Source organism: Thermococcus litoralis DSM 5473 (assembly GCF_000246985.2).
Taxonomy (GTDB): Archaea; Methanobacteriota_B; Thermococci; order Thermococcales; family Thermococcaceae; genus Thermococcus_A; species Thermococcus_A litoralis.
Genome location: NC_022084.1, coordinates 943,339 through 967,693 on the forward strand (window position 1 = coordinate 943,339; position 24,355 = coordinate 967,693).

Here is a 24,355-nt window from a genome sequence, read left to right on the forward strand (position 1 = left end):
AACTCTAGGGCGTTTCCTATTAAATTTTGCAGCAGACTATATAATTGTACTTAATGAACAAGAAAAAAAAGAGTAATCCCAAAAATATCAAAAACAAAAATCTTGGTAATCCCCAATGGTGTGGAAGATGATGCATATAAATTGCCAAGATTTAATCTGGATGATAATATTGGCAAATATCATCCATATATTTTATTCATTGGCAGGATATCCCCTGTGAAGAACATTGAGGAGATAATTAAATATGTTTCTAAGCTCAAGGAAGTTAATCTTATAATTGCTGGGCCCATCCAAGATAAGGTATACTTTAATCGGTTACATGCCATTTCTAGACAGCTAAATGTAGATGGTAGAATTAAATATATTGGTGAAGTATTAGGGGAGCATAAATATAAACTTATTGACAATTCTATTGCAGTCATTCTCTTATCGAAGCAAGAAGCCGATCCGATAGTTGTAAAAGAAGCAATAACACGGGGAAAACCAGTACTCATCAATAAGCTGTTACAATTGTCATTTTTCAAAAAAAGTATGGAATGTATTTTTGTAATCAACGATGTTAGTACTTTTAGAAAATTATTAATTGACATTCTCACAAATCAGAAAAAATACTTGAAAAGTGGGCATAGATGTAGGATAAAAGCCAAAGAGTGGAAATGGGAAACAGTTGCAAAAAGGACATTTAAGGTATATAAAACAAGCCTTGGAGGGAAAGTAAAATGGAAACCAAAGAATATAAGGTCGGGATATTCAAGATAGTGCTTCCAGCAAGTTATAAGACCACAGTAGGTGATATCGAGGAACTACAGAAAGTGTATCAAGCAATCACAGAAGAAATTGGGACGAGATATTATCTTGAGTTTATACCCTCAGATAAGGATATTCAAAAATATTCTTCTAAGAACAGATATTCATACACAGAAGGACCATATAAATTAGAAATAGTGAGAGAAGGATCTTCAATTTATATACACAATAGGGGATATAGCTCGAAATTTATAATTGAAAAACTGATGTTCTTAGCATTATTAGAGCAGGGTTTTTCACGAATACATGGAGGTGGAGTCCAAGATCTTACATCCAAGTCTGTAATGATCCTAGCAGGAAGTGGGGGGGTAGGAAAGACAACCACTATACTATCTCTCCTTATGAAGAACCCGACATTAGCGTTCATGGGAGATGATATCGTTGTAGTTGACCAAAATGGGACTGCATACCCAATTTTCAGAAAAATTAACGTTTACACATATCACAACCAGTATCTCAAGAATATTACTTTAAAAGATAATATCCTTCGGGATATATTAACTAAAACTATTAACAAAGGTATTAATATTTTCAGGAACTTCCTTAGTGTGTCCTACGAGATTCCTCTTTACTCTACTGGGTGGATCGGCGAGTATGATATCCAAGAATTGTTTGATATCCCCAAGGGAACACGTGGCAAAGTGACAACCGTAGGTTACCTTGAGAAGTCAGATACTTTGAAAGTTTGTAACTCCGAGTCTGATAATATAATCACTGCCCTAGTAAACGAAACAATAGCTGAAGAGACATGGGGGCATGTAAACAAGTTTTACGGAATAGCAACTAACATTTTTAGAATTAATCCTGCAGTTAGGATGTATAGCATTCTTCAGAACGCACTTGAAGGTACCCAGATGATTCATATAAGATTGCCCAAGATAGATACTGAAACTCGTAGTAAGCTTGTTTCAATATTAGAGGAGGTCTATGGGAATGGTAAAAAGGGAATTAAAGGTTCAGTATCCTGATTTGGTTTTAATAATTCTCTTTTTGTTACTATCATTATCAATAGAGCAATGGTTTGGTGGACTATTTTATATCCATCAGATTGATTCATCATTTTACTTGAATCCAACCAAGCGCCTCACAGATGTGACTTATATTTGGAAGGACCAGAACTCCCTTGGATACTCAATGGCAGAATTCAATTTAATACCTTTTTATGCATTTCAAATTGGCCTATTAAGAACATTAGAATTCATAGGTTTTGATAGCTGGAGATCTCTCGTATATTCTCAGATGATAATCTATTACCTGACCGTATTCATGAGTTTTAGTTTTTCTTACATGTTCTTCAAGAAGATTTATGAATTATATAACCGTAAAGATATAACAGTAAAGAGATATTTAGTTCCTGCGATGGTGTCTATATTTTATGTCATAAACCCTCACACAATTAGTGTGGTCTTCTGGAGATACATGAGTTGGTCGAGGTTTTGGTTTGGTGCTCCACTTTTGGGATATATATTTATTAGATACCTCGAGACAAAGCATATGAAATATATACTTATATCAGCTTTGTTATTCTTCACCCCTCTTGCCTCGGGATTTTCAGTGGTTGGGTTCTTATTGCTTTACTCACTGTGGGCCATCTTGGGTATTGTTTACAATGTTCTCTCTCAAGAACATCCATTTAAAACGTTCAGACATTTAGTCACGTTTATTGCGATGTTCACGTTTCAAATAATGTGGATACTTCTACCTCTCTATTTTTCCCTGACTCATACGTACCAATATGCTATTTCTCTTTCATCCGCAACTCCGGAGGACATGTTAAAGTATTCCTCAAAGTTTACAACTGTTATAAATATTTTTAGACTGATGGGCAATCATCTCCTTTATAGTACTTACGAAGATGGGTATCCATACGTGTGGGTTGAATCATATCTCCATGGCATTCCCTCTGTTTTGATTTTATTGTTTGTAATAATTATTATGTTGCCGTTGCTGACGTTTAAAATGGCAGAAAAAAGAAAAATAAGTGCATATTTGGCAATAATATCCATCTGGACTCTGCTGGTTATTGTGATGAAGGGAATGGCCCCCCCCATGCAGTATATTGGAAAGTCGCTCCTTAAGCTGAATCCGGCATTCTTTAGACACCCCTACGATCGTTTCATTAGTCTATACGTGATATTGTTTGGGATACTACTTGTATTTTCTTTCAGTGAATTACTCTCACGTGTTGCTCTCACTTCAAAGAGAGTTCTTTCTCTATTCATGCTTTTCATGATTTGTATTTATGCAATTGGATATCCTTTCTTTAATGGTGATATAATACCTCCTCAAGATCGAATTACACTTCGGGGGACAGAATATGACAAATTGGGAAACTTAACCTTGGAAGGAAGTTTGTTAATTATGCCATTTTCATTATACAGAGAGTATTCATATAACATCTCTGGACGCATAAATCATCCAAATGCAAAATCTATTGCATATGCCTTTGTAAGTTCCAAGCCCGTATATACCACAATTAGATATGCTTCATCAGAACAAGATAAAATTTTCCTTGATTACCTATATTCATATATTATCTCCAATAACAGCGTTGCATTTATAAATATGCTTATAAAGTTTGGATTTAAGTATATTCTTCTCCAAAAAGACTTTAGTTCCAGATATTTAAACACCGACTATGCAACAGCAGCTAAGAAGATGACATCCTTTTTGTTACAGTTAAATCGTTCCAAATTGATAGTCCCTGTGTTGAACACTAAGGATTTCACTCTCTTTAAAATTCCCACAAACAACGTAACTAACAGAATCAATGTAGGCAGGGTATCTTTACTGTCAGAACATAGTCTCTTCAATATTCCTCCCCAATCTGTAAATTTTGTATGTTTCCCCCACACATATCAGCACCCACTAAAACTTTTATCAATGTCAAATATAATTCTATTACGTGAATCTAAACCAATAAACATCTTTACTTGTGTTGCTAATAGTACTTTTATATCCCCTCTGAGCTTCAGTAGCCAAGGATGGAAGAAAATAGCATATGGGGTTGAGAAAATTGCTTATTCAGACACCACATACTTTATACCCAACTCATTTAACATGTCGCAGTTTAAAGAGAGATATGAAGTACTAAGGATGGATTTTGAGAGTCCTAAAGAATATGCCCAGAGAAAAACCGGAGTATATACCTTGTCTCTCTCCACAGATGCCATTAGTGGAAATTATAGCCTCAACATAAGCACATGCACCAACAAAAAGAGATGGTCATATGTTTCAAGTCCAGAGATAAATGTTACTCCTGGGGAAGTGCTATTAGTACATACAGCAACAAAAGTGTATAATCTACAAAGAGTTCATGTCGCTATAGCAGGTTATTCCAATATAACACACAAATGGGAATATCTCGAATTTGCGCCACCCGGAACAGATGGATTTACTCCTTGGAAGAGCCATATAAGAATATTGCAAGTACCAGAGAACATTACTAAGATTAAATTAGTCTTGAATGCAGGATGGGTTTACAATACAACCACAGATAGATGTGGTTATGCACTATTTGATGACATTTGGATATATAATATTACTGGATCTCTCCCAAGAACCAAACTTATTGGAAGGATAGATATAAAAGAAAGCCAGAATTATCACTTAATTATCCGCTACTTTAAGAACCAGAAGGGCGGCGCAATAAGGGTTTATTTAGATGGAACTCCAATATACATCAGAACCAAAGACCAGCTTAACAAATTCGTTTGGGAAGATCTGGGAACATTCAATCTTGAAAAAGGAGAACACAAGATAGTCCTTGAGAACGTTAGAGGATTTAACGCGGTTAATCTATTTGCGTTGATACCTGAAAACGAGTACAATAAAGCAAGAAAAGAGGCTATAGAACTATTGCAGAACAAGACTATAATATATCTATTCGAAGCAGAATCCGATTTATACAGGGAAAACGTCGAGATTATAAAAGACTTCAACGCAAGTAACGGAGAGGCCATAAAATTCAACCAGAAGGGAAAAGCATGGCAAAACGTGGAGATAGTGAAGAACAGTACCTACAGACTTGCATTAAAGGGCAACGGTACATTTAATATATCCATAGGAGACTATAAGTATGTTTTAACTGTAAACAATTCAACATTTGAATATACCCCACTGTTCTACTTGAGAAATGGAGAATACAAATTAGAAATAACACCTACATCAAAGGACGCCCTCTTGGACGTGGTCTGGCTCTACTCAACGGATAAAAACGAAACACTCGAAGAGCTCTTCCAAACAAATGAAACTCCCGCCACAGTCCAAAACTACACAAAGATTAACCCAACCCTCTGGAAGGTCAAAGTCAACGCAACAAAGCCCTTCTTCTTAACTTTCGCCGAATCCTATGATCCGCTGTGGGAAGCAAGAGTTTACAAGAACGGCAAACTCGTGGAAAAAGTCTCCCCAGTTCCCGTATATGGGGTCATCAACGGCTTCTGGATCAACCAGACCGGAAACCTTGAAATAGTCTTGAGATACACCCCGCAGGACTGGTTCGAAAGGGGATTAATAATATCCTTAACAACCTTCATCCTCAGCGTATTCTACATCTTCTACGACTGGAGGAGAGAAAAAGGAGACAAATGGGCCAAGAGATTGGAAAGAAAAGCTAAGAAATTCCTGGATAAATTAAAGCAAAGAATCCGCTTCAAGAACTTAAGGAAGTTATTTATGTAATCAGTATAAATTCCGATCTGATATTAGGCTGAAACTATCGCCCTTTCAGGACTTCTCCTAAACTCTCTATTGGGGCGTAAAAGCCATTTTTAACCATCTCTCTTAGAATTCTATCCGCCTCTTCCAGTGTTAGAATGCCAGTTTTGACGCTCAATGCTAGAACACTAATTGTGCCAGAAACTTTAACTCCTAAAAGATACGCAGCCTTTCTGGCATCTGAATCATCACTAAGAAATATTCCCTTTCTATTTTTTGCCACTGCGATGCAGGAGGCTTCTCCTTTCCCTAAGCTCACCCGAAGTTTTTCGTAAAGTCTAATTTCCTCATTTTCGAGTTCTACGACTTTAAAAGGAAGTTCAACCTTTGGCAAAATCCCTCTTTTGAGTCCGAGGTTGAATTCTTCCAGAACTTCCTTCGTTATTATAGAATCTCCTAGAACATCTTTTAATAATTCGAGCTTTCCAACCTTAGCAAAGTTTGATACCACTGTATTATCAATCACAAACACTCCAGTGCCTCCACCTCTGCCATGGCGTCTTCCTTGCTCAGCTTCCTAATGGGGATTCCCCTTTTATGGAATTCTTTAATTAACTCTTCTCTGGTAACCCCAAAAAGTTCTGCTGCTTTTCCCAGGCTGATCTTTCTGTCGAGGTAAGCACTAACTATGATTTCCCAAAATAACTCCTTATCTTTTTTTAGGAGCTTTATTATCCGATCTGGATTAAGTGCAGCAATCTTTTCGAACTCGCTTATCATCCAAAGCTCTTCCATTCTCTCACCGTTTGAATTTAATGAGTTCTAAGTATATTAACTTTTTTCTTTTGAAAGCCTTGCCCTTCAGCGGAATATTTTTATACATGAGGCTTAAATGTTATAATGAGGGTGCACTCCCAGTAGGGAGGGTGCCCGTTATCTGATCTTATTTCCTTGTACTTTCTATTTGCTTTATGAATGGTCTGCTCTCCCAGATAATTCAACTATTGCCGCTTATTATCTGAAAGTTTGAGACCTTCTCGAAAAGGCTCCTGGAGGAGCTAAGAAGTGAGGATAGTCTTTAACACATCCCCATTAATCTTCCTAGAAAAGCTAAGATATCTCGACAAGTGAGCGTAATATTTAAATGCCTGGTTTGGATATAATATTTTGAAGGAACATGGATTTCACTAAGTTCGTGGCTCTATTAAGATCCAAAAGTATTTCAGAGGTGGTGTTTACTCCTCATTGCGAGTATCGTCTTCAGCGTAGGAAAATTTCAAAGGATTTGGTAAAGAGTTTGCTTTATGATCCTAAGAGCCTTAGAGGCGTGCTTCAGCAAGAGCCCAAAGAGAGGTTTAAGCTGTATTATACCTATACTGGAGATAAGGATTTAGTGATAATAGTGGATGCAAAGCATATTAAGAGTAAATTAAGATTAATTGTGGTGACGGTATTTCCGCAACCCGCTAGGAGGAGAACGAAGGTGAGAGAATATGAAAGAGAAAGTTGAGTTTAAGCCTGTGGATTATGATCCCGTAGTTGATTCACTCTTTGTAAGGATACCGGAGGGTGAGTATGAACATTCTGTTATGCTTGGAGACGATGTTATTCTGGATTTCGGTCGGCTTTCAGGTAAAGACAAGTTAGACGTCATTGGCTTTGAGATACTCGAAGCTTCCAAAAAGTTTGGGTTAGACAAACATTTGCTCAGAAACATCAAGAGACTCTACGCGGAGATTAAGATTAGCGAGGATAGGGTTGAAATGATGGTTTCAATAGTTGTAGTGCAAAGAAAGAAGGAACGGAAGCGCTCAAGAATATTGGAAATGGCAAACGTCGGCCTTCCTGCAACCATCGCTTCAATTAGTGTCTAGACTTGTCTTCAATTTTTACATCCAAAACGAAAGCTTTTAAAACTTAGTCAAATTTGATCCTGAAGACCGTTTTTAAAGAGCTAACTCAAGTTTACAAATTGTGTCAAAAACTTTAACTCCTGAAAGATACGCAGTATTTCTTGCATCTAAATCATCTTTCTATTTTTTGTCACTGCAAGTCAAGGTTGAATTCTTCCAGAACTTCCTTCGTTATTATAGAATCTCCTAGAACATCTTTTAATAATTCGAGCTTTCCAACCTTAGCAAAGTTTGATACCACTGTATTATCAATCACAAACACTCCAGTGCCTCCACCTCTGCCATGGCGTCTTCCTTGCTCAGCTTCCTAATGGGGATTCCCCTTTTATGGAATTCTTTAATTAACTCTTCTCTGCTGATCTCCTCCCTGCCGTGAATGGCGAAGGCTTCCAAAAGAAAAAGGTAAATTATTGGGTCTTCTTTTGAAATTTTTCCTCATTAGGTTGAGAAGAACTCAGTAGCTCCATTATTATAATAAACAAAACTGAAACGAGGTAAATAGCCAGAAGATTCCTGAATTTTTCTGCTGGCGGCACTGCATGAGTTGCTACCGAGTGGAGAAGAAGCTGCAATATCCCATACCCAATTATGGCAAACCCAATAACAATAACCAGCATAACACCGAAAATCAGCTCTCTTGTAACCTCCGAGGACATTCAGATCACCAAGGAATATTGAATACAAAGAACAAAAAACTTACCCTAAAAAATTCCCAATTTCTGTTATTGTTGCCTTGCTTAACTGTTCTCTCTAAACGAAAGCCTTAAAACTTTTTGTGAATAATTGTGAGTGTATGGTAGTGAAAGAGAAGCTTTACACGGTGAAGAAGGCGAGTGAAATACTCGGCGTCCACCCAAAGACAATCCAAAAATGGGACAGAGAAGGGAAAATCAAAACCATTAGAACACCCGGCGGAAGGAGGAGAATACCAGAAAGCGAAATAAAAAGACTCCTCGGCATAAACGAAGAGAAAGGCCTAATACTCGGCTACGCAAGGGTATCAAGCCACACACAAAAAGACGACTTAGAAAGACAAGTCAAAGCAATAGACCAATACGCAAAAGAACGAGGCTGGCAAGTCCAAATACTCAAAGACATTGGCTCAGGATTGAACGAGAACAGGAAGAACTACTGCAAACTCCTCGAACTCGTGACAAATGGAGAAGTCTCAAAAGTCATCATCACTTATCCAGACAGGCTCACTCGTTTCGGTTTCAAAACTCTCGAATTCTTCTTCAAGGAGAACGGTGCAGAGATAATAGTAATCAACGAGAAAGAAAAATCTCCACGAGAAGAACTCATTGAAGATTTGATAACAATAATCTCGCACTTCGCTGGGAAACTCTACGGAATGCGCTCCCACAAATACAAAAAGCTCAAGGAAAGCGTGAAAAAACTAATCGAGGAGGTCGAGAATGACTAAAGTCGTTCTAACATACAGAATGCAACACGACTGGAACGTTAATCCCTTCCTCAAGGAATACCAGAAACTACTCCAGAGGGCAATTGATGAAATATGGGAAAATACAACTTGGAGAGAGAAGAGAGTTAAGCATAGATATTCTCTCGGAAGAAAAAATTATCGCTACTACACGACAACCCGCCTAATCCCTTATTTTCCGCAGTCTAATGAGTTCAAGCGAGAACTGAGGGACGAACTCCTCCGAGAGTGGCCTTTCGCCAAGCACTACGTTGATTCTGCAATAAAGACCGCTTATTCAATCCTCAAAAGCTGGAGGAAGAACTACCTCAAGGGGAAGCGAAGAAGAGCAAAGCCAGTCGTTAAGAGAAAGTTTATCCGAGTTAAAACAACACTAATGAAGGTTAAAGGCTCGAAGATAAGGGTAACCATCAAGCCGAGGGAAGAATACCTTGAGCTGGACTTCTCGAAGGAGTGGTTCTATGAGAGGGTTAAGGACTGGAATGTTGGTGAGCTGATAATCAGGGAGGACGATGTCCTACTAACCTTCTCAAAGGAAGTCGAGTTCTCTGGAAGAATCAAAATCAGCATTGACAGCAACCTTACGAGCCTCGACATCTTTCACCCTGAAAAGGGCTGGATTAGAGTAGACTTGAGCGAGCTACACAGGATTGCCGAGACTTACGACAGAATTATTGATATGCTAAAAAGCGTTCAGCGGAAAGCTCCAAAGAGGATTGGAGTTCTCCTTAAAAAATACTGGACTAGGAGGAGAAACAGGATTGAGGATTACCTGAACAAGCTTGCAGTCCAGCTTTCGAGGGAGTTTCCCGATGCTGTTTTCGTCTTCGAGGATTTGGACAAGTTCAAAATGCTCCAGAATGGTTCGAGGAAGTTCAACAGGAAGCTTTCCCGTGCCACTTGGAAGAAAATCGTTGGAAAGCTTTCTTACCGTGTTCCGATTGAGTTTGTTAATCCTGCTTATACTTCATCCACCTGCCCGGTGTGTGGGAGTAAGTTGGAGTCCCGAAACGGGCTGGTGGAGTGTTTTAATTGTGGTTTTGGGGCTGATAGGCAGTTTGTTGGTGCTTTCAACGTTTTCATGCGGGGACTTGGGGTCGCCCTGAGCGGGGCTGAGCGTGATGATTTGCTCTCCGATGAACCCGGAGGGGAGCTGAGCGTGATGAGGCCCAAGTCCGTCGTGAGAGTTGATTTGAATGGGCGGAGGTTTACTCACGCTCACTCATAAAAGCTCACGACGGACAGACCCCGATACGAATGAAGCGTTGGGGGCATTTAAGACTAAGCCAAAAGTAAAGATTGAGATCACCTTAGGGCTTACAATCCCATATCCAGAGATAACAAGGATCAAAGAAAAAACAAAAAGCGGAATCCACTTGTACCCAACCGCTATTGTAAATACCATCAAAAAGGCAAGAAAATTGCACTTATGGAGAGTTTTTCTTCAAAGGGCTCACCGTTCTTTGATAAGGTTCTCAAAATTAAAAGGAGATGGCAATGCCTCATTTTCTACCATACTTCTTTAGAATAACTCCAAGAAGAACTAATGCAAGTACTGTCACTCCCAAGCCCATGTATGTAGATGTACTGCTTGACTTCACAGTAATTCTAAGTTCTTCTTCATCTGTCAGCTGATCACTTGTAGCAGTCAAGGTAATTTTATAATCCCCAGCATCTATGTTCTGAGGCACTGTAATGGATATTTTAAATTCTTGATATCCCTCTGCATCGATAGAAGTGACTTTTTCTGGCTCCACAGTATAAATCCACCCCTCAGGAACGCTCACATCGAGTACAACATTAGTTAGTGGACTAGTTCCAGTGTTGTAAACATAAGCCGAGATAGTTATAGTTTCTCCAAGCTTTGCATCATAGCTGTATTTAGTCATGGTAATGCTCATGTCATAGCTTCCAACGAGGCTAGTCTCAAGTGGGATACTTTTCTGCTCTCCACTTCCCACGGATTTTATGTTGAGGGTAAAGTTATATTCGCCGAGTTCTGCATTGTTTGGAGGGATTATTATCAAGTAAATTGTTTTCTCACTTCCTGATGAAATTGTGACTTGACTTACACCCGTCTTTGAATCCGGACTCTCTACTATCCGATATGCCCAAGTGTCCGGAAGTCCATCAACAATCAGCCTGAATGAATCATCTTCAGTGCCCAAGTTCTCCATACGGATCTCATATACTATATCCTCCCCCAACGTTGCGCTTTTTGACGATTCCGGCACTTCAACTTCAAAATAGTGCGTAAGCCTTTCTAACTGCTCTATTCCCAGATCGTTGGATTTTCCTGCTTCCACTTCCACATCTTCTATTTCTTTTGTCTCATACCCTCCCTTGCTTATCCTTAGTGTATAAACCCCCTCTGGAAGACTCAATTGAACTTCTCCATTTGGAGTGCTATAAGCTTTTGAAACAACTTCTCCTGTAGAATCTAAAGCTTCAACAAGAGCTCCCGAAACGTAGCTACCATCTGAAGAGTCTACTAGTGTTAAAAGCACCTTACCCTCTTCGCCTGCGTGGGTCTCATACACCCCCACCGTGAATGTAATTTCTTTTTCTCCGATTTTTGCTTTTACGGGATATTCTCCGATTGGAGTAGATGAAGGCACTTCCACAACTAATGCTACCTGCATTGAAGTCCCTGCAGGAATGTAGAGTTCACTTACCCTTTTGCCGTCACTCGTGAAATATGCCTCCCAGTCTTGTGGAGTCTGCACTTTAAGGCTTATCTGCAAATCTGTGTTGCTTTTTATCGTAAGTGGAAAGGTAGCACTTTCCCCGGCTTCAACTTCTTGTGCTAGGTATTGGGGATAAACCTCATATGAGTCCTCTTTTGTGACAGTTAATTCCAATTTAATAGAGGTGTCTCCAATTATAGGATAAACTTCAAATGTTCCTTCCTCTTCTGGCGCCTTTACTACAAAAGTCAATGTTGCACTTTGACCGTGTTCCAGGTAAACTCTCGTTATCTTTGCTCCTTCAGCCATATAGTATGCCTCTAAATCTCCAGATGAAGTGTACCCCAAAGAAAACTCTCCATCTCCTCCATTGTTTGTTATGGTTATTGTGAACTTTGTTTCCTCTCCGGGGTTTACGATTTTGCTTGGATATTGAGCACTGATTTCTATGTCGCTGTCGCTGCTTTCTAAGCCGCTCACATTCTCAAAGATTAAGTGCACCTCTTTTTCCGTCAAATCTATGCTTCCAGCATAAACCGTTATGTGGGAATAATTGACACTCTCTCCAAATTCCAGACCATATGTAGTCCCGTTTATGTTTAGGAATACAACTTTTCCGTTGGTAGAGATATCTTCGACTTCTACTGGAATTCCGTCTACGGTAACACTACCACCTATATGAAGGTACACGTCGAGTGTTTGAGACGCAACTGCTGTACTTGAAAGCATGAAGATTAAAAAGAGAGAGTAGAGTTTCAATCCAAGCTTTTGTCCTTTTGCTTTGTCCTTCATTCTTCATCACCTCACATCTGTTCTCATAAAGCCAAGATAACCTGCTACAAAGCTCAGGATTAAGGGTATCACGAGGAGGACTATGTTGTTCTTAGCAAAAGACAAGCTTTCACCAATGCTGTATCTCTCTATTTCCAGCTGAGCGCCGCCCTGTTGTACAAGCTGTTTTGCCAGTTCAGGATTTCTTGCAATTTGCCTTATTCTTTCAAAAACGCCTCCTTCACTACTTGCATAGGGATTGAGAATGTAGTTTCCAATTTCCTGGAAGTTATGATACGGTGAAATACTGTTTATAGTCCTCTCAATGCCAAAGCGCTTTTGTTGCCATTCTGAGAGTTCCTGAGCATAAATTTGCCATGCTTGAGGATTATCTTCCCTCGAGACTTGTGGCGCACTTGGAGCGTCTCCCGCCATCTGCTCTGCAATTAGAGAGGAAACTGATGGAATTATTATCATGAACACCAGGAACAGCACTAAAGAGTACATTAGTGAATTAGCGCTGGTTTTCGAAAATGCTGAAAATGCAATTCCGATTCCAAGGAAAAGCAGCAGGTAGATGTAAGAAAACGCCATGAAGAGTAGCACTCTGAGTAGATCCTCACCGCTTATATTTGCGCCCAGTCCCCAGAGCATGCCAAGGGAGGTCAAGGTTATTACAACAACAGCCACTCCTAAGGTTAGCGCTCCTCCCAAAAACTTCCCGAGTATGACTTGGTCCTTGTAAACTGGATGACTCAGTAGAACTTTTAACGTCCCCTGCTCTTTCTCCTTGGTTATTGCATCAAACCCAAGTGCTATTCCAAGGATTGCCCCTATTAGGATGATGTTTGTCTGAAACTGCCTAAAGATAATGAATATTCCTGCCTCAAACTGTGCTAGTCCTTGAACATAGCTTTCGAGCCTCTCTTGATACGAATTGTATCCAACCCACAGCGAAATTAGGCTCAAAAGCAGAAGAGTGCCAAAAAGTATCAGAAACCTCTTGCTTGTTACATTGTCCTTAAACTCTTTTTCAGCAATCACGGTAAGCATTCAAATCACCTCCTCTCCATATGCAACTTTCATGAATATTTCTTCGAGTGTTGGCTCGATCAGATGGATATCAACCACATGAAGTCCCAAAGAAAGCAAGAAGTGGAGAAGTTCCTTTCTGCAGTCATCTTTTGTGTATATTATGGCTTTATTCTCCCTTAACGGCTTTACAATCCCAAAATTCCCAAGATCTGGCAAAGGTTCTTCTGTCTCAACAAGAATCCTAATGTTGTCCTTCAGAATCATTTGCTTTAGTTCTTCCTTACTCCCCTGTGCTACGAGCTTTCCGCTCACTATTATCCCTATGTCATCACTGAGCTCATCAACTTCAGGCAAAATGTGGGAGGAAAAGAATATTGTTCTTCCTTCTTTTTTAAGTTCTTTTATGAGTTCTCTCATCTCATGTGCTCCCCTCGGGTCTAGACCGCTAGTGGGTTCATCCAGAAAAAGGATTTCTGGATCGTTTATGAGAGCTTGAGCCAAAGCTGCCCTTTGTTTCATACCTGTTGAATATTCCCCCACTCTTTTGTTTTTGGCTTCTTTAAGTCCTACAAGGTCTAGGAGTTCATTTGCCCTTTTTTCTGCTTCGTTCTTCGGAATTTTGTAGAACTTTGCAAAGAACAGCAGATTTTCCAGTGCAGTCATATGAGGATAGAGTCCATTCTCTGCCGGCAGATATCCAATAATTCTCTTTACTTCTATAGGGTTTTCCTGAACATCTATGCCCTTGATAAAAGCTTTTCCACTTGTGGGAGCAACTAATCCAACCAGCATCGATATTGTCGTTGTTTTTCCTGCACCATTCGGACCTAAAAATCCATATATCCTACCCTCCCTGACCTTGAGGTCTATATGGTCAACGGCTACAAGTTCCCCATATATCTTTGTCAGTTTGTCGGTTTCTATCACATACATTAGCCATCACCGTATAAGAGCAAAAAACAAAGATACTTAAGGAACCCGAATGAAACGGGATGAAACGGGACGTTTCAGAAGGTTTCATTTAGTATTTTCCATTAGAAGAAGCTGGAGGACATTTTCTCCTCTTTCGTTTTTGAAAATTTTTACCAAGCCTTGTCTCTCAAGCCTATTTGATAACCTCCACATAGTAGTTTTTGGAAGTTTAAGAGCCTTTCTTATCTCTGATTGCTTTGCAACTCCTCCATTCTCAATAAGATAGCGAATCACTTCCTCTTCTTCACGTTTAAGATTGTATTTCTCCACATATTGGGAGATGTCAATCGTTTCCATATAAGATCCTCTTTTACGCCGTCTTTCTCGAAACATAAGGACAAGAACAACCGAAGCAACTAATGCAGCTAACAAAACAATGTATAAAATGTAAGATGAGGATTCTTGGGAATTGGAGTTTTTGTATACGTTGGTCAGGATGTAAGAGATGGTGTGGTTGCCTTCAGACATAAGGAGGGTGTTTTCCTCAATATTTAGAGGGATTTCGCTTAGTTCCACAATAACGGCATCTTCAGGCAGAACTACCTTAAAAGGCACATTTGTACTCACGTTAAATGTCCACACTGGCCCCGATTTATAAGTCAAATCAGAAGTGTAATATGAGATATAAACGAGGGAGGAGTTGAAAGTGGAAACTAAAATCCCTCCGTCCATCGTTTCATAAGTTAAAACATCGTTATCCCCTATAACTGCCAAATTCTCCCAGTGCTCACCAAAGAGAGGAATAAAAACATAAGTATCGTTTGTAGAAACGCTTAACGAAACCCCTACATACCCATCCCTATACACTACAAAGGTTAATTCTGAAATTTGAGACTGAGCGACTACAAAAGGTGAAGACAACAGAAGAAAAATAAAGGCAATAAGAATCCCCCTACCTTTCATAGAGTTCATCCCTCCATAGATTTTAGCAGTGTTATTATTTCTCTTCTCATTTCAAAGAACAATGCCTGATTTCTCTTAATAGCTTCAACTGCTTCTTCCCATCTTTTCTCTGCTGCAAGCTCTTTAATTTTTAAATATGACGTATTTGCCAGGTTGAATAGATATTCCGCCCGAGAAGTATCTAGTCCCCGTCTTTTGGCTTCCTGAATTGTTTTGTTTCCAATTTCCAGAAGTTGTGAGTATCTTTCAAGAACCAAAGGGACAAAGTCCTCTGCTCTGGCTTTTAATAGCTCGTCTAAAGTCTTTCTTAACTCATTATCGAGTTGTATTCTTTTTTCCACAGCATACTGCCAGTCTTCAGAGAGTTTTTCCCAACGTTCAAATTCAATATCCTCAAGAACTATTGTGTAGGCTTTTACTGTCTCATTATACAGGGCTTCCAGTTTACTCACATCAATTCCACTTTCCTTTCCAATTTGAATTACATTTTTAACAGACAAAAAATACAACGTATCTCTGTTTATAATATCCCTGAGCCTCACCACATCAACATGCAGGGGCTCTTCTTGTTCTTGAAAAGTTCTTTTTTCCAGAATTTTTTTATAGTACTCCATCGCTTTAAGAGAATACCTAATCGAGTTGTTGTAATCCCCAAGCTCATACATTTTTAAGGCTTCCTCGTGAAAATGTTCAGCTACTTGATAATCTCTTATTTCTTCAGGGCTTAAAAGCGGGCCGTTTTGAGACACGAGGGTATTCAAAGTTTCAAGCTGATCAATCAAAACTTTTGACATATGTTCAATTGAAGTTTCGGATGTTTCGTGATGTCCAAAGTCATCAAATATTAAACTAACCCCAACAAGAACAAGGAGCATTAACCCAAAAATGAGCATTATTCTCCTCCGCATAGTTACCCCCAGGTACTTAGTTATTTAACTTTAAAAAGAACTCTATACAAATTACCGTTTCATGGCGTTCCATTTTTTATACAATCCCCTAAAAATCACAAAATGTGGCGACTCAAATAAAAAATGAACTTATAGACATTTTGAAGGAACCAAAACTCTCAAATTGTCATGATTCCGTTTCCAAGATGGTCCATCTTTGATTAGAAGACAAATCAACAAGGTAAAATACTGCACGATTGTTAAGAACCTCCAACTTTACTACGCCCCTAAATTTACCCTTCAGAATCTCTTTGTTCAACCATTGAGGGATTTTTTGTTGTTCAATTTTTAACAGAGTTCCTTTCACATATAAACCTATGAGCTTCTGTTCTTGAAGCAGGTATCCTTTTATTGGCAACACTTCCTCTCGTATCTTTTTATCTACCACCACCTTCACCGATAATATAATCAGCACAAGGATTTTTTAGGAACTCGATTGAAACTTCCCGTTTCAAGTTTTCATTTTTAAAACCAGTATAAACCCAACCAGTGCACTCAAATACCAAGGAAGAACGAAGAGTGTTAATCCCAATGAAGTTCCGCTTAAAGCGGCATAAGGCAACTCAAAAAGGAGTGCTACAATGAAATAAGCAAAGAGAAGTTTTACTTTTTTCTTTTGAAAGCCTCGCCCTTCAGGGCGGGGAGGAGGTCAGAGGAAAGACTCCCTTCCGCAGTATCATTATGAGATAAACTTCCAGAGCACCCATGAGGAGGATGTAGCCGGGAATGGTGAACCTCGGCAGGGGTAGCTTCATGAGAAGGGGAGCGTTGTAAAAGAGCACTATTCCAAGAATATCCATAGCTGAGATGAATCGAAAGACGAGCCTGAACATTAGTAAGAAGGAGAACCAGGTTTTATCCCGACTCATAGGGTACACCTCCAGAGTCCTTTCCCAAAAACCAGAGGATTATACTCCCTCCAATCCCTATCAAAGGCAGAGAGTAAAGAGCCTTGAAACCGATATTGATATCCAACAGGAGAAGGAGAATAAAACATAGCAGAGATGCAGGGATTCCCCTATTCTCATTCAAAAAAAGTTCCAAAAAAAGTTCATAGACGCTGTAAAAGGGGAGCACCGCAGAAACCAAGAATAACATTGTCTGCCGGAGGGAAAGATACATAAGGAGAGGAAAAATCATCCAGATAACCACAACATGAAAAAGGAGAAGTAAAGATAAAAGAATCTTTAAGGGGTTCTCAGCCCCATGGGAAATACCTCCATACATTCCCCCACAGAGGGGTTTGAATCGTATAGCATAGCTACCTCACCTCTTATCTTTGGTTCTCCAATGTGTATCCCAAATTCCAAAAATAGCGGCCAAAAAACTCACCATCACAATCACACGGCTCCAAAGCACCCAACCCCATGAAAGAACGAGTGCAATTCCAAAAAACATGCAGGAGACAATGTAGAATTTGCGCCAGTTGTGGTTAAGAAATTCAATGAACGCCAATATGGTCAAGCCCCACAACGCGAAAACTATCAGAACGCACGGGAGATTAAAAAATCGGGTGGCTATGAGAATGCAGGATGCATCTGGCAAGATTCCAACTGATGCAATGAAGGCAACAAAAACCATGGAAAATAGAAGAAACGGCAAAGCGGTCTGCCTTAGGTCCACGAAGTGTACCCCCAGTTTTTATCCATGTCCGGGTTTGAATCTACAGTGTCCATCAGGTGATCCCATACGTTGCTGACATAAATCTCTACAGAGCTACTGTAGGGACGTTCTCCAGTTTCGTGTTGCGGCCACATTTGCATTGCATAAGTTTGTTCCACACATACTCCGTTAGCACATATATTGCTCCATGTGCCGGCAAACTTTATAGTGCCTCCCTCAACAGTAATGCTCTCTATGTCCTCACACCCATAAGTATCATCTCTCCCATGATATAAAATATGACACCGTGTCCAGTCATAAGATGCATCAATTGCTGGATCAGGATGATCTTCATCATAAAAGTGGATCTCATAGGTCACTTTTGTAGAGGTATACATGACAACTATTTCGGATATCCCATTATGTCCATCCACATCATAACACTGTCCTAGCGAATCACGTCCTTTACCCCCATCTATATCCACACGCACCTGCACCCACCAGTGGATTGGATAGGGAATCGAGGAGCTCATTGGAGCGTAGTAATAGTCATAGATTTTGCCATCGAAATTGACTGTGGCAACCTTAATTGGCTTCACCACAAAGGTCTTCGCGTTCTTAGGATAAAAACTCTTCTGATAGAGATGGAGACGTAATCACTGACGAGGAGACGCTTGAGGCTCTCTTTCTGCTCAGGTGTGAGATTCTTGGCATACCGAGCAATCTCGGCATCAAGTTGCCTGTCAAACTTCTTCAAAACGAGGTCGGTGAGTTCCTCCACAAAATGCGGATCGTTGATAGTCCCCTTGGTATGTGCTATATCAATCTGACCCTTGACAAAAAGACCAATGGCCGTCCAGCTGTCCACGTCGGCCTGAGGTCGAGCGCTAACAAGCTCTGAAAAAACAAAAATCAAAACCAACACTCCAGCCAAGAGTCCACCCGCTTCAAGGATATCACCATTAGGCATTAGTCGTATATATAGTTTTCTATTTTCAGTAGTGTGAATTGAAAAATCCAAGATAGAAAATAAAGGGATTTTAGCTCCAGCTAATCAGGTCGTCAGGTTAAAATTCAAAATCTACTCGATACTCAGCAAACACTGCAGGATTTTTTAAGCGTCACCCAAGTAAAGCAAGCCACAAATCTCCTTTTTCGACATGCATGAAGATAAAGGTTAACGTATCTCCGTTTGGGAGTTTTATGGATTTGGAACTAACCACGACACAGAACGAATCCAGCTGGAATGGGACATACCAGTAGGTGAAAGAACTTATCATTGCACTCCCTTTGTAAATTTTGAAGTCAATTTCATGTCCCCCGGTTGTTGTGAGGTTCTTTAGTTGCTCCCAGATAATTTTGTACTCCCCACTGTTCGCCTCTCCAGAAAAACTAACGTTCCAGATGCCCAGAACAGTGTATCTGTATATCTTGCCGCCCAGCTTGAGGGTTGTTCCATTTAGGACGGTCATGTTCAAATACTCTGGCTCGCTCCAAGGGGCTAAAGGCTTCTTTAAAGTTGTGTTGCATTCTTTAATGTTTTTCTTAGCCTCAGTGAGAAACGCCGTGACTTCCTGAGCCGGTTCCGGATGAGAGGAATGGCCTGTCGAAGCCCGGTTTATGCATAGAGACGAAAAAACCACCAAAGAAATTAAAAAAATTGAGAGAAATGCTTTCATTCTCACTACCCCTTTAGTTGTCCTTTACTTGGTGCAACTTTTTTAGAACCAACGGCATGATCATTAAGAGAAGCAAAGTGCCGATACCACATATCTCCTTCTTATTTTTTTCTGTTTGAGCTTGGCTGGGATTACACTCCGGAAGTTCTTGCATATCCGTGCTCATGTCAAGATGTCTTAGATTCTCTCCATCATAGAAGAATACAAGTGGCAACTCCGAAAGGAAACTGCCTTTCTCAGCCCTAATCTCGCCAGGATAGTAGATGAGAATCCCTCCATCAACGGGCAGTGCATATAGGGCAGAGAGGGCTTTGGAAAGCTCCTTGCCCTCAAAAAAGTCTGAGAAATGCCTTTCAAACTCGAAAACGGGAATTTTGTAGTTTGAGTTCGGAAAAGTTACGAAGCCGTCATGAATTTCTCCTCTGATACCCTCCAGACTCCTCCTATTCTCCGCGAAGAAGTAGTCCAAAACGGGGCTTTCCGTGCAGTTGGACACCACCGTGCCGTTCTGAAGCTCCACTCTCGTGCAGTTCCACGCCAAGTCAGCACATCCCTCAAAGCGGTAAACCCTCGTCTCGGTCTTCTGGGCGGTAATCGTAAAGTTCCGGGCTTCACCGTTGATAATCAATGTAATATTTTTGTAGGGAATAATTTCCTCCCTGCGCTGCAGAATATAAAAAGTCCCATTAATCTCAGCCATTATTGAAGGCTCGCCTAGTAGGAGATTGCTTCTTCCCAAAAAGAGCAGGTTGCTTCCATTGAAAAGATAGTAGAGGTCGTATTCCCCATAGGGCATGTTACGCCTAAGTGTCTCCTCCCCCGCAACCCTCTCGCATATCCATTCAGAATGGTGCACAATAATAAATGCATACCCATTGCCTGGCAGGATTGAGGTTATCGAATATGTTTCGTAAGGTTCACAGGTCTCACCGGAAACTAAGGGTAGAACAAGCAGCAAGACTAAAAACGAGATTCTGAAATGGTTATACATAATTATCCCCCAATCTTCTAGTAAATCCATTCATTTCACTAATAACATTCAGGTCAATGCTGAGATAATATGCTCTGTTCGGATATAAACCTCCCAAGACATCCTTCTGTGCTTTAGTGTAGTGGTATGCTATGGTTTTAGCTTCAGTTGTGTACTGGCTTAAACATTCTGGACTAAATGTTGGGGCGCAGTATTCAAGAAGGGAAATCCTAAAGTTTTCTTCTAGGTGTGTATGATCAATATAGTAAAAGAGCAAACTTTGATCGGCCTCCATTTCTATATAGATGTTGAATGCATCGTTCTCATTCTTTAGATTCTCAAGTTTTGTTAGCCACTCTTTAAAAACTTCATAAGTATATGGGATGTAATCATTAGCTCCCCTTGCAATAGCTCCTCGTTGGTAGTAGTTAGGTTGTACAAAGACATAGTCGAAGAGGCCTGCAAGACTGAAAATATTGGTTTTCTCGAGTACCAATGTACACGCTGAGGGTATCCATATAAGCTTCTTGTTTAAGTTTCTCACATAAGCTGATATTTCTTCAATGTCTTCCTCATACACTGTCCCATCGCTCACTTGCCATGCATCCTCTAGGCTCCAGTAAAATCCCTTTAAATTTCCTCCAGTCGAATCTAAAACTCCATCAATCCATCCTTTCCAGTAGGACACTCCTCTAACACCCTTGCTGGAGATATTTGTATTATTCAATATGGGGATAGAAGCAAAATAGTCAATAGCACCCTCGAAATGTCTGTTTAACCAGCTTCCAAACTTGTTTCCATCATAATATCCATCATTATATGAATATCCTTGTTGTGGAGTGCCCTTCCCTTCACCGTCAAGAACTACTGCATAATTGAACCCCAACTCTTTAAAGTTATCAATGGTTGCAGGGATACCCTGCCAATTTTCATCTCTTCCTTTTATCATTCTTGACTCGTATTCACCTCCATTCCACTTGACCCACCATAATCCAAAGTTTGCCATGTGGTATCACCACTGATAGATAATGCTACTTGTTATAAAAATTTTTCTATTACTATAAGTTTGTTTAAAGTATTCAACAAATTAAATCAAACAAATAATCAAAACAAGTTGGAAAAGAAGTCAAGTAGTTAGTTCGGCAGAATTAGATTTATCAGCAAGAGACATTAAACCGTCAAAGTCTTCAAAGCCCTCTCGTAATCCTTCTTAGAGTACAGCACCAGATAAACTTCCTTAACGCTTTTCGCTTCTTCCGAAAACTCCTTTACCATCTCGACAAAAGTCTTCACAACCTCTTCAAAGGGACAGCCATAGATGCCAGCACTTATAGCCGGGAAGGCTATGCTCTTGACCCCCAACTCTTCCGCCTTCCTCAGCGCCCCGAGAATAGCCTTCTTGAGCTTTTCCTTCTTATCCTCATCCCATTTACCACCACAGTAAGGCCCAACGGTGTGGATGACGTACTTTATGCCATACTGCTCCATTTTCATTGCAGGTGTTACAACAACTTCCCCATGCTCGATCCAGTTTCTTCCAATCTGCTCTTTCATGGCTTCTTTGCTTATCCTTATGTATTCTCTAACATCCCCAGCAGCCACTTTTGCTATTGCGTAGGCAACCCCACCACCGTGTTCGAGATATTTGTTCGCAGCATTGACAATTGCCTCAGCCGGAAAGCGGGTTATATCTCCTTGGGCAACTTTAAATGTGAGAGACCCAAAATTCAGCTCCATAATGCCCACCGCATAAAAATATGCACCAAAAAGATAAAAGGTTAGCGAAGCTCATCGACTATCTTCTGAACCTTATCCAAAGCTTTTTCTTCATCAATGGTCAAAACTTCTCCGTCGAGCATGACTATTTCCCCATCTATTATAGTTGTCTCAACATCGTTCCCATTGGCGGAATACACTATATGGGAAATTATGTTGGTTATCGGCCTTAGGTGAGGCTTATTAAAATCAATAACGACAATATCTGCAAGAGCCCCTTCCTTTATGGCTCCAGCGTCCAAATTGAGGGCTTTCGCTCCGTTTTGGGTAGCCATCTTAAAAACTGTTCTTGCATCGGCAAGGGTTGGGTTTAAATTGTGAACCTTGTGGAGGAGAGAAACTAGTTTCATCTCCTCTATCATGTCCAAGTTGTTGTTGCTTGCAGCTCCATCCGTGCCCAGTGCTATGTTAACTCCGGCTCTAAGGAGCTTCTCCAAGGGCATTACCCCACTGCCAAGCTTCATGTTGCTTGCAGGATTGTGAACTATCGTAACTCCCTTCTTAGCGAGAATTTCAATCTCCCTATCGGTCAGCCACACCCCATGGGCCGCTGTGACATCGCTTTTCAAGAAACCCAACTCGTCCAAAAACTCTACTGGAGTTTTACCGTATTTTTCCTTTATCTGTTTTACCTCATCTTTTGTTTCGTTTATGTGTATCGTTATTCTCTTTTTACTTTCATCGGCTTTTTCTCTGACCCATTTCAAAAGCTCTGGAGAGCAGGTGTAAGGAGCGTGGGGCCCAAAGAAGAACTCTATCCTTGAAGAATCTAACTTCTCGATAAACTCCAAGAGTTTGAGAGTTTCTTTGATCTCAGCATTCCTCTTTTCTTCATCTCCAAGATCCACCATGCCGTAGCTCAGATAAGCTCTTATTCCAGCCTCCTCAGAGGCCTTTGCAACCCCTTCCATGTGGAAATACATGTCAACAAAAGCTGTTGTTCCACTCTTTATCATCTCAATAATCCCGAGGAGGGCACCCCAGTAAATATGTTCCGGCTTGAGCTTTCTTTCCATTGGCCAGACGTAGCTCTGAAGCCATTCCATAAGGGGCAGGTCATCAGCAAGACCCCTCAGGAGAACCATTGGGGAGTGTGTGTGAGCGTTTATAAATCCCGGAGAAATGACTTTTCCCCTAGCGTCAATTACATAATCCGCCCCGATATTGAGGTTTTTCCCAACTTTGGAAATTCTGTTCCCTTCAATGTAAACATCAGCCCTGATAACATCAAGGTTCTCGCCGTATATTACGTAGCCATTCTTTATGAGGATGCTCATGGAATCACCTGCAAAATGTAGAAGAGAGAATTAATAAAATTGTTGGATTCAAACGAACATCGTCTTGAGGACATCAGCACAGCCGCACTTCCTTTCTTGGGGGATCCTTGGAACACCGACTTTTAAGAGCTTCCTTATCTTCTCATTGTTTTCGTGCATGACCTTGAGCACTTCTTGAGCGTCAACTGGCTTCTCTGCCCAGACGTCGTAGTCGGTAATTGCCGCAATGTTGACGTAGCACATTCCGAGCTCCCTAGCAAGATTTACCTCCGGCACAAGGGTCATTCCAATTATGTGGGCATAGTTTCTGAACATCATCGATTCTGCCCTTGTGGAGAACCTTGGTCCCTCAATACATACATAAGTCCCTTTTTCGTGCACCGGGATGTTTAATTCTCTGGCAGTTTCGTAGAAGATTTTCCTCATCTCCGGACAGAAGGGATCTGCCATTGAAACATGAGCAACCCTTGGGCCGTTGTAGAAGGTGTAGTCCCTCTTTTTTTGTGAAATCGATGAATTGATCCGTGATAACTATATCCCCCGGCTTGTACTCTTCTCTAAGAGAACCAACCGCAGTAATTCCTATGATTCTCTCGACGCCAAGCTCCTTAAGTGCCCATATGTTTGCCCTATAGGGAACTTCGTGTGGAGGGAACTCGTGGTTCTTCCCGTGCCTTGGGATGAAAGCAACCTCAACTCCTTCAATCTCCCCTATTTCCACTGGGGCTGATGGTCTGCCATAGGGAGTGTGCACCTTTATTGCTTCTCTTGGCTCAAATACCCCATAAACTCCGGAACCGCCAATAATTCCTATCTTCGACATTGGCATCACCAGTGAAAGTTTTCAAGCTGAAAATATTTAAGTTTAGTGTGGCTTGGGTGTCAAAAGGAGAAAAAGTTATATTTTCTGATTGCA

26 protein-coding genes and 1 pseudogene are annotated in these 24,355 nt (G+C 40.5%); 7 read left to right on the forward strand and 20 right to left on the reverse strand.

Annotated elements, in window-relative coordinates:
- Positions 1–120: 120 nt before the first annotated feature.
- From OCC_RS05090 to OCC_RS05100, 3 genes are read left to right on the forward strand one after another with little or no spacing between them, the layout of a single operon-like run.
- Positions 121–759: a glycosyltransferase gene (locus OCC_RS05090; protein WP_020953672.1), complete on the forward strand. Its 639-nt coding sequence runs from the start codon at positions 121–123 to the stop codon at positions 757–759.
- A complete protein-coding gene (locus OCC_RS05095) occupies positions 720–1,775 on the forward strand; it encodes a P-loop NTPase family protein (protein ID WP_004068143.1) in 1,056 nt (351 codons plus the stop codon). The genes OCC_RS05090 and OCC_RS05095 overlap by 40 nt, the downstream gene beginning before the upstream one ends.
- Positions 1,741–5,490, forward strand: a complete 3,750-nt coding sequence (locus OCC_RS05100) for a hypothetical protein (RefSeq protein ID WP_004068144.1) — start codon at positions 1,741–1,743, stop codon at positions 5,488–5,490. The genes OCC_RS05095 and OCC_RS05100 overlap by 35 nt, the downstream gene beginning before the upstream one ends.
- Positions 5,491–5,524: 34 nt before the next feature.
- Here the strand turns inward: OCC_RS05100 and OCC_RS05105 are convergent, their stop codons facing one another.
- Positions 5,525–5,998: a hypothetical protein gene (locus OCC_RS05105; protein WP_004068145.1), complete on the reverse strand. Its 474-nt coding sequence runs from the start codon at positions 5,996–5,998 to the stop codon at positions 5,525–5,527.
- On the reverse strand, positions 5,989–6,261 hold the full coding sequence (locus OCC_RS05110) for a UPF0175 family protein (protein ID WP_004068146.1): 273 nt from the start codon (positions 6,259–6,261) through the stop codon (positions 5,989–5,991). Before OCC_RS05110 ends, OCC_RS05105 begins: the two co-directional genes overlap by 10 nt.
- 436 nt (positions 6,262–6,697) lie before the next feature.
- On the opposite strand from OCC_RS05110, the gene OCC_RS05115 reads away from it, so the two are divergent.
- Both OCC_RS05115 and OCC_RS05120 read left to right on the forward strand, forming a co-directional pair.
- Positions 6,698–6,976 carry a DUF4258 domain-containing protein gene (locus OCC_RS05115; RefSeq protein ID WP_143592323.1) on the forward strand — a complete coding sequence of 93 codons (279 nt, stop codon included), beginning with the start codon at positions 6,698–6,700 and terminating at the stop codon, positions 6,974–6,976.
- Positions 6,960–7,340, forward strand: a complete 381-nt coding sequence (locus tag OCC_RS05120) for a DUF2283 domain-containing protein (protein ID WP_004068148.1) — start codon at positions 6,960–6,962, stop codon at positions 7,338–7,340. The genes OCC_RS05115 and OCC_RS05120 overlap by 17 nt, the downstream gene beginning before the upstream one ends.
- A 169-nt stretch (positions 7,341–7,509) precedes the next feature.
- Here the strand turns inward: OCC_RS05120 and OCC_RS12965 are convergent, their stop codons facing one another.
- Genes OCC_RS12965 through OCC_RS05125 form a run of 3 tightly spaced genes read right to left on the reverse strand, consistent with a single transcriptional unit; the run spans position 7,510 to position 8,035 of the window.
- A complete protein-coding gene (locus OCC_RS12965) occupies positions 7,510–7,641 on the reverse strand; it encodes a hypothetical protein (RefSeq protein ID WP_004068149.1) in 132 nt (43 codons plus the stop codon).
- Positions 7,632–7,772: a hypothetical protein gene (locus tag OCC_RS12415; RefSeq protein WP_004068150.1), complete on the reverse strand. Its 141-nt coding sequence runs from the start codon at positions 7,770–7,772 to the stop codon at positions 7,632–7,634. Before OCC_RS12415 ends, OCC_RS12965 begins: the two co-directional genes overlap by 10 nt.
- A 14-nt stretch (positions 7,773–7,786) precedes the next feature.
- On the reverse strand, positions 7,787–8,035 hold the full coding sequence (locus tag OCC_RS05125) for a hypothetical protein (protein WP_004068151.1): 249 nt from the start codon (positions 8,033–8,035) through the stop codon (positions 7,787–7,789).
- Positions 8,036–8,172: 137 nt separating this feature from the next.
- Here OCC_RS05125 and OCC_RS05130 point away from each other — a divergent pair, with 137 nt between their 5' ends.
- Both OCC_RS05130 and OCC_RS05135 read left to right on the forward strand, forming a co-directional pair.
- Complete coding sequence (locus OCC_RS05130) at positions 8,173–8,802, forward strand: IS607 family transposase (protein WP_020953675.1); 630 nt, start codon at positions 8,173–8,175, stop codon at positions 8,800–8,802.
- Positions 8,795–10,048, forward strand: a complete 1,254-nt coding sequence (locus OCC_RS05135; RefSeq protein ID WP_020953676.1) for an RNA-guided endonuclease TnpB family protein — start codon at positions 8,795–8,797, stop codon at positions 10,046–10,048. Before OCC_RS05130 ends, OCC_RS05135 begins: the two co-directional genes overlap by 8 nt.
- Before the next feature lie 274 nt (positions 10,049–10,322).
- Here OCC_RS05135 and OCC_RS05145 read toward each other — a convergent pair whose 3' ends face one another.
- The 15 genes and pseudogenes from OCC_RS05145 to OCC_RS05225 all read right to left on the reverse strand — a co-directional run bounded on the left by OCC_RS05145 (position 10,323) and on the right by OCC_RS05225 (position 24,262).
- A complete protein-coding gene (locus OCC_RS05145; protein WP_004069922.1) occupies positions 10,323–12,299 on the reverse strand; it encodes a COG1470 family protein in 1,977 nt (658 codons plus the stop codon).
- A 6-nt stretch (positions 12,300–12,305) separates the two neighbouring features.
- Positions 12,306–13,331: an ABC transporter permease subunit gene (locus OCC_RS05150; RefSeq protein ID WP_004069923.1), complete on the reverse strand. Its 1,026-nt coding sequence runs from the start codon at positions 13,329–13,331 to the stop codon at positions 12,306–12,308.
- Positions 13,332–14,246, reverse strand: coding sequence for an ABC transporter ATP-binding protein (locus OCC_RS05155; protein WP_004069924.1), 915 nt, complete (start codon positions 14,244–14,246; stop codon positions 13,332–13,334).
- 84 nt (positions 14,247–14,330) lie between these two features.
- Positions 14,331–15,188: a helix-turn-helix transcriptional regulator gene (locus OCC_RS05160; RefSeq protein ID WP_004069925.1), complete on the reverse strand. Its 858-nt coding sequence runs from the start codon at positions 15,186–15,188 to the stop codon at positions 14,331–14,333.
- 5 nt (positions 15,189–15,193) lie between these two features.
- Positions 15,194–16,096 (reverse strand): hypothetical protein, encoded by a 903-nt coding sequence (locus OCC_RS05165; protein ID WP_004069926.1) that lies wholly within the window; start codon positions 16,094–16,096, stop codon positions 15,194–15,196.
- Positions 16,097–16,262: 166 nt separating this feature from the next.
- Entirely contained in the window at positions 16,263–16,523 is a 261-nt protein-coding gene (locus OCC_RS05170) for a hypothetical protein (RefSeq protein ID WP_004069927.1), read from the reverse strand.
- 244 nt (positions 16,524–16,767) lie between these two features.
- On the reverse strand, positions 16,768–17,004 hold the full coding sequence (locus OCC_RS05175; RefSeq protein ID WP_004069928.1) for a hypothetical protein: 237 nt from the start codon (positions 17,002–17,004) through the stop codon (positions 16,768–16,770).
- A 744-nt stretch (positions 17,005–17,748) separates the two neighbouring features.
- Entirely contained in the window at positions 17,749–18,336 is a 588-nt protein-coding gene (locus OCC_RS05190) for a hypothetical protein (protein WP_143592328.1), read from the reverse strand.
- Positions 18,333–18,707 (reverse strand): hypothetical protein, encoded by a 375-nt coding sequence (locus OCC_RS05195; protein WP_148290410.1) that lies wholly within the window; start codon positions 18,705–18,707, stop codon positions 18,333–18,335. The genes OCC_RS05190 and OCC_RS05195 overlap by 4 nt, the downstream gene beginning before the upstream one ends.
- Before the next feature lie 151 nt (positions 18,708–18,858).
- A complete protein-coding gene (locus OCC_RS05200) occupies positions 18,859–19,416 on the reverse strand; it encodes a hypothetical protein (RefSeq protein WP_004069933.1) in 558 nt (185 codons plus the stop codon).
- Positions 19,417–19,429: 13 nt separating this feature from the next.
- Positions 19,430–20,437 (reverse strand): hypothetical protein, encoded by a 1,008-nt coding sequence (locus tag OCC_RS05205; protein WP_225807189.1) that lies wholly within the window; start codon positions 20,435–20,437, stop codon positions 19,430–19,432.
- Positions 20,400–21,392 (reverse strand): DUF4855 domain-containing protein, encoded by a 993-nt coding sequence (locus tag OCC_RS05210; protein WP_004069935.1) that lies wholly within the window; start codon positions 21,390–21,392, stop codon positions 20,400–20,402. The genes OCC_RS05205 and OCC_RS05210 overlap by 38 nt, the downstream gene beginning before the upstream one ends.
- Positions 21,393–21,556: 164 nt before the next feature.
- A complete protein-coding gene (locus tag OCC_RS05215; protein WP_004069936.1) occupies positions 21,557–22,123 on the reverse strand; it encodes a [protein ADP-ribosylglutamate] hydrolase in 567 nt (188 codons plus the stop codon).
- Positions 22,124–22,164: 41 nt separating this feature from the next.
- Positions 22,165–23,439, reverse strand: a complete 1,275-nt coding sequence (locus tag OCC_RS05220) for an amidohydrolase family protein (protein WP_004069937.1) — start codon at positions 23,437–23,439, stop codon at positions 22,165–22,167.
- Positions 23,440–23,487: 48 nt separating this feature from the next.
- Positions 23,488–24,262, reverse strand: a pseudogene (locus OCC_RS05225) (S-methyl-5'-thioadenosine phosphorylase).
- Between the last annotated feature and the right edge of the window lie 93 nt (positions 24,263–24,355).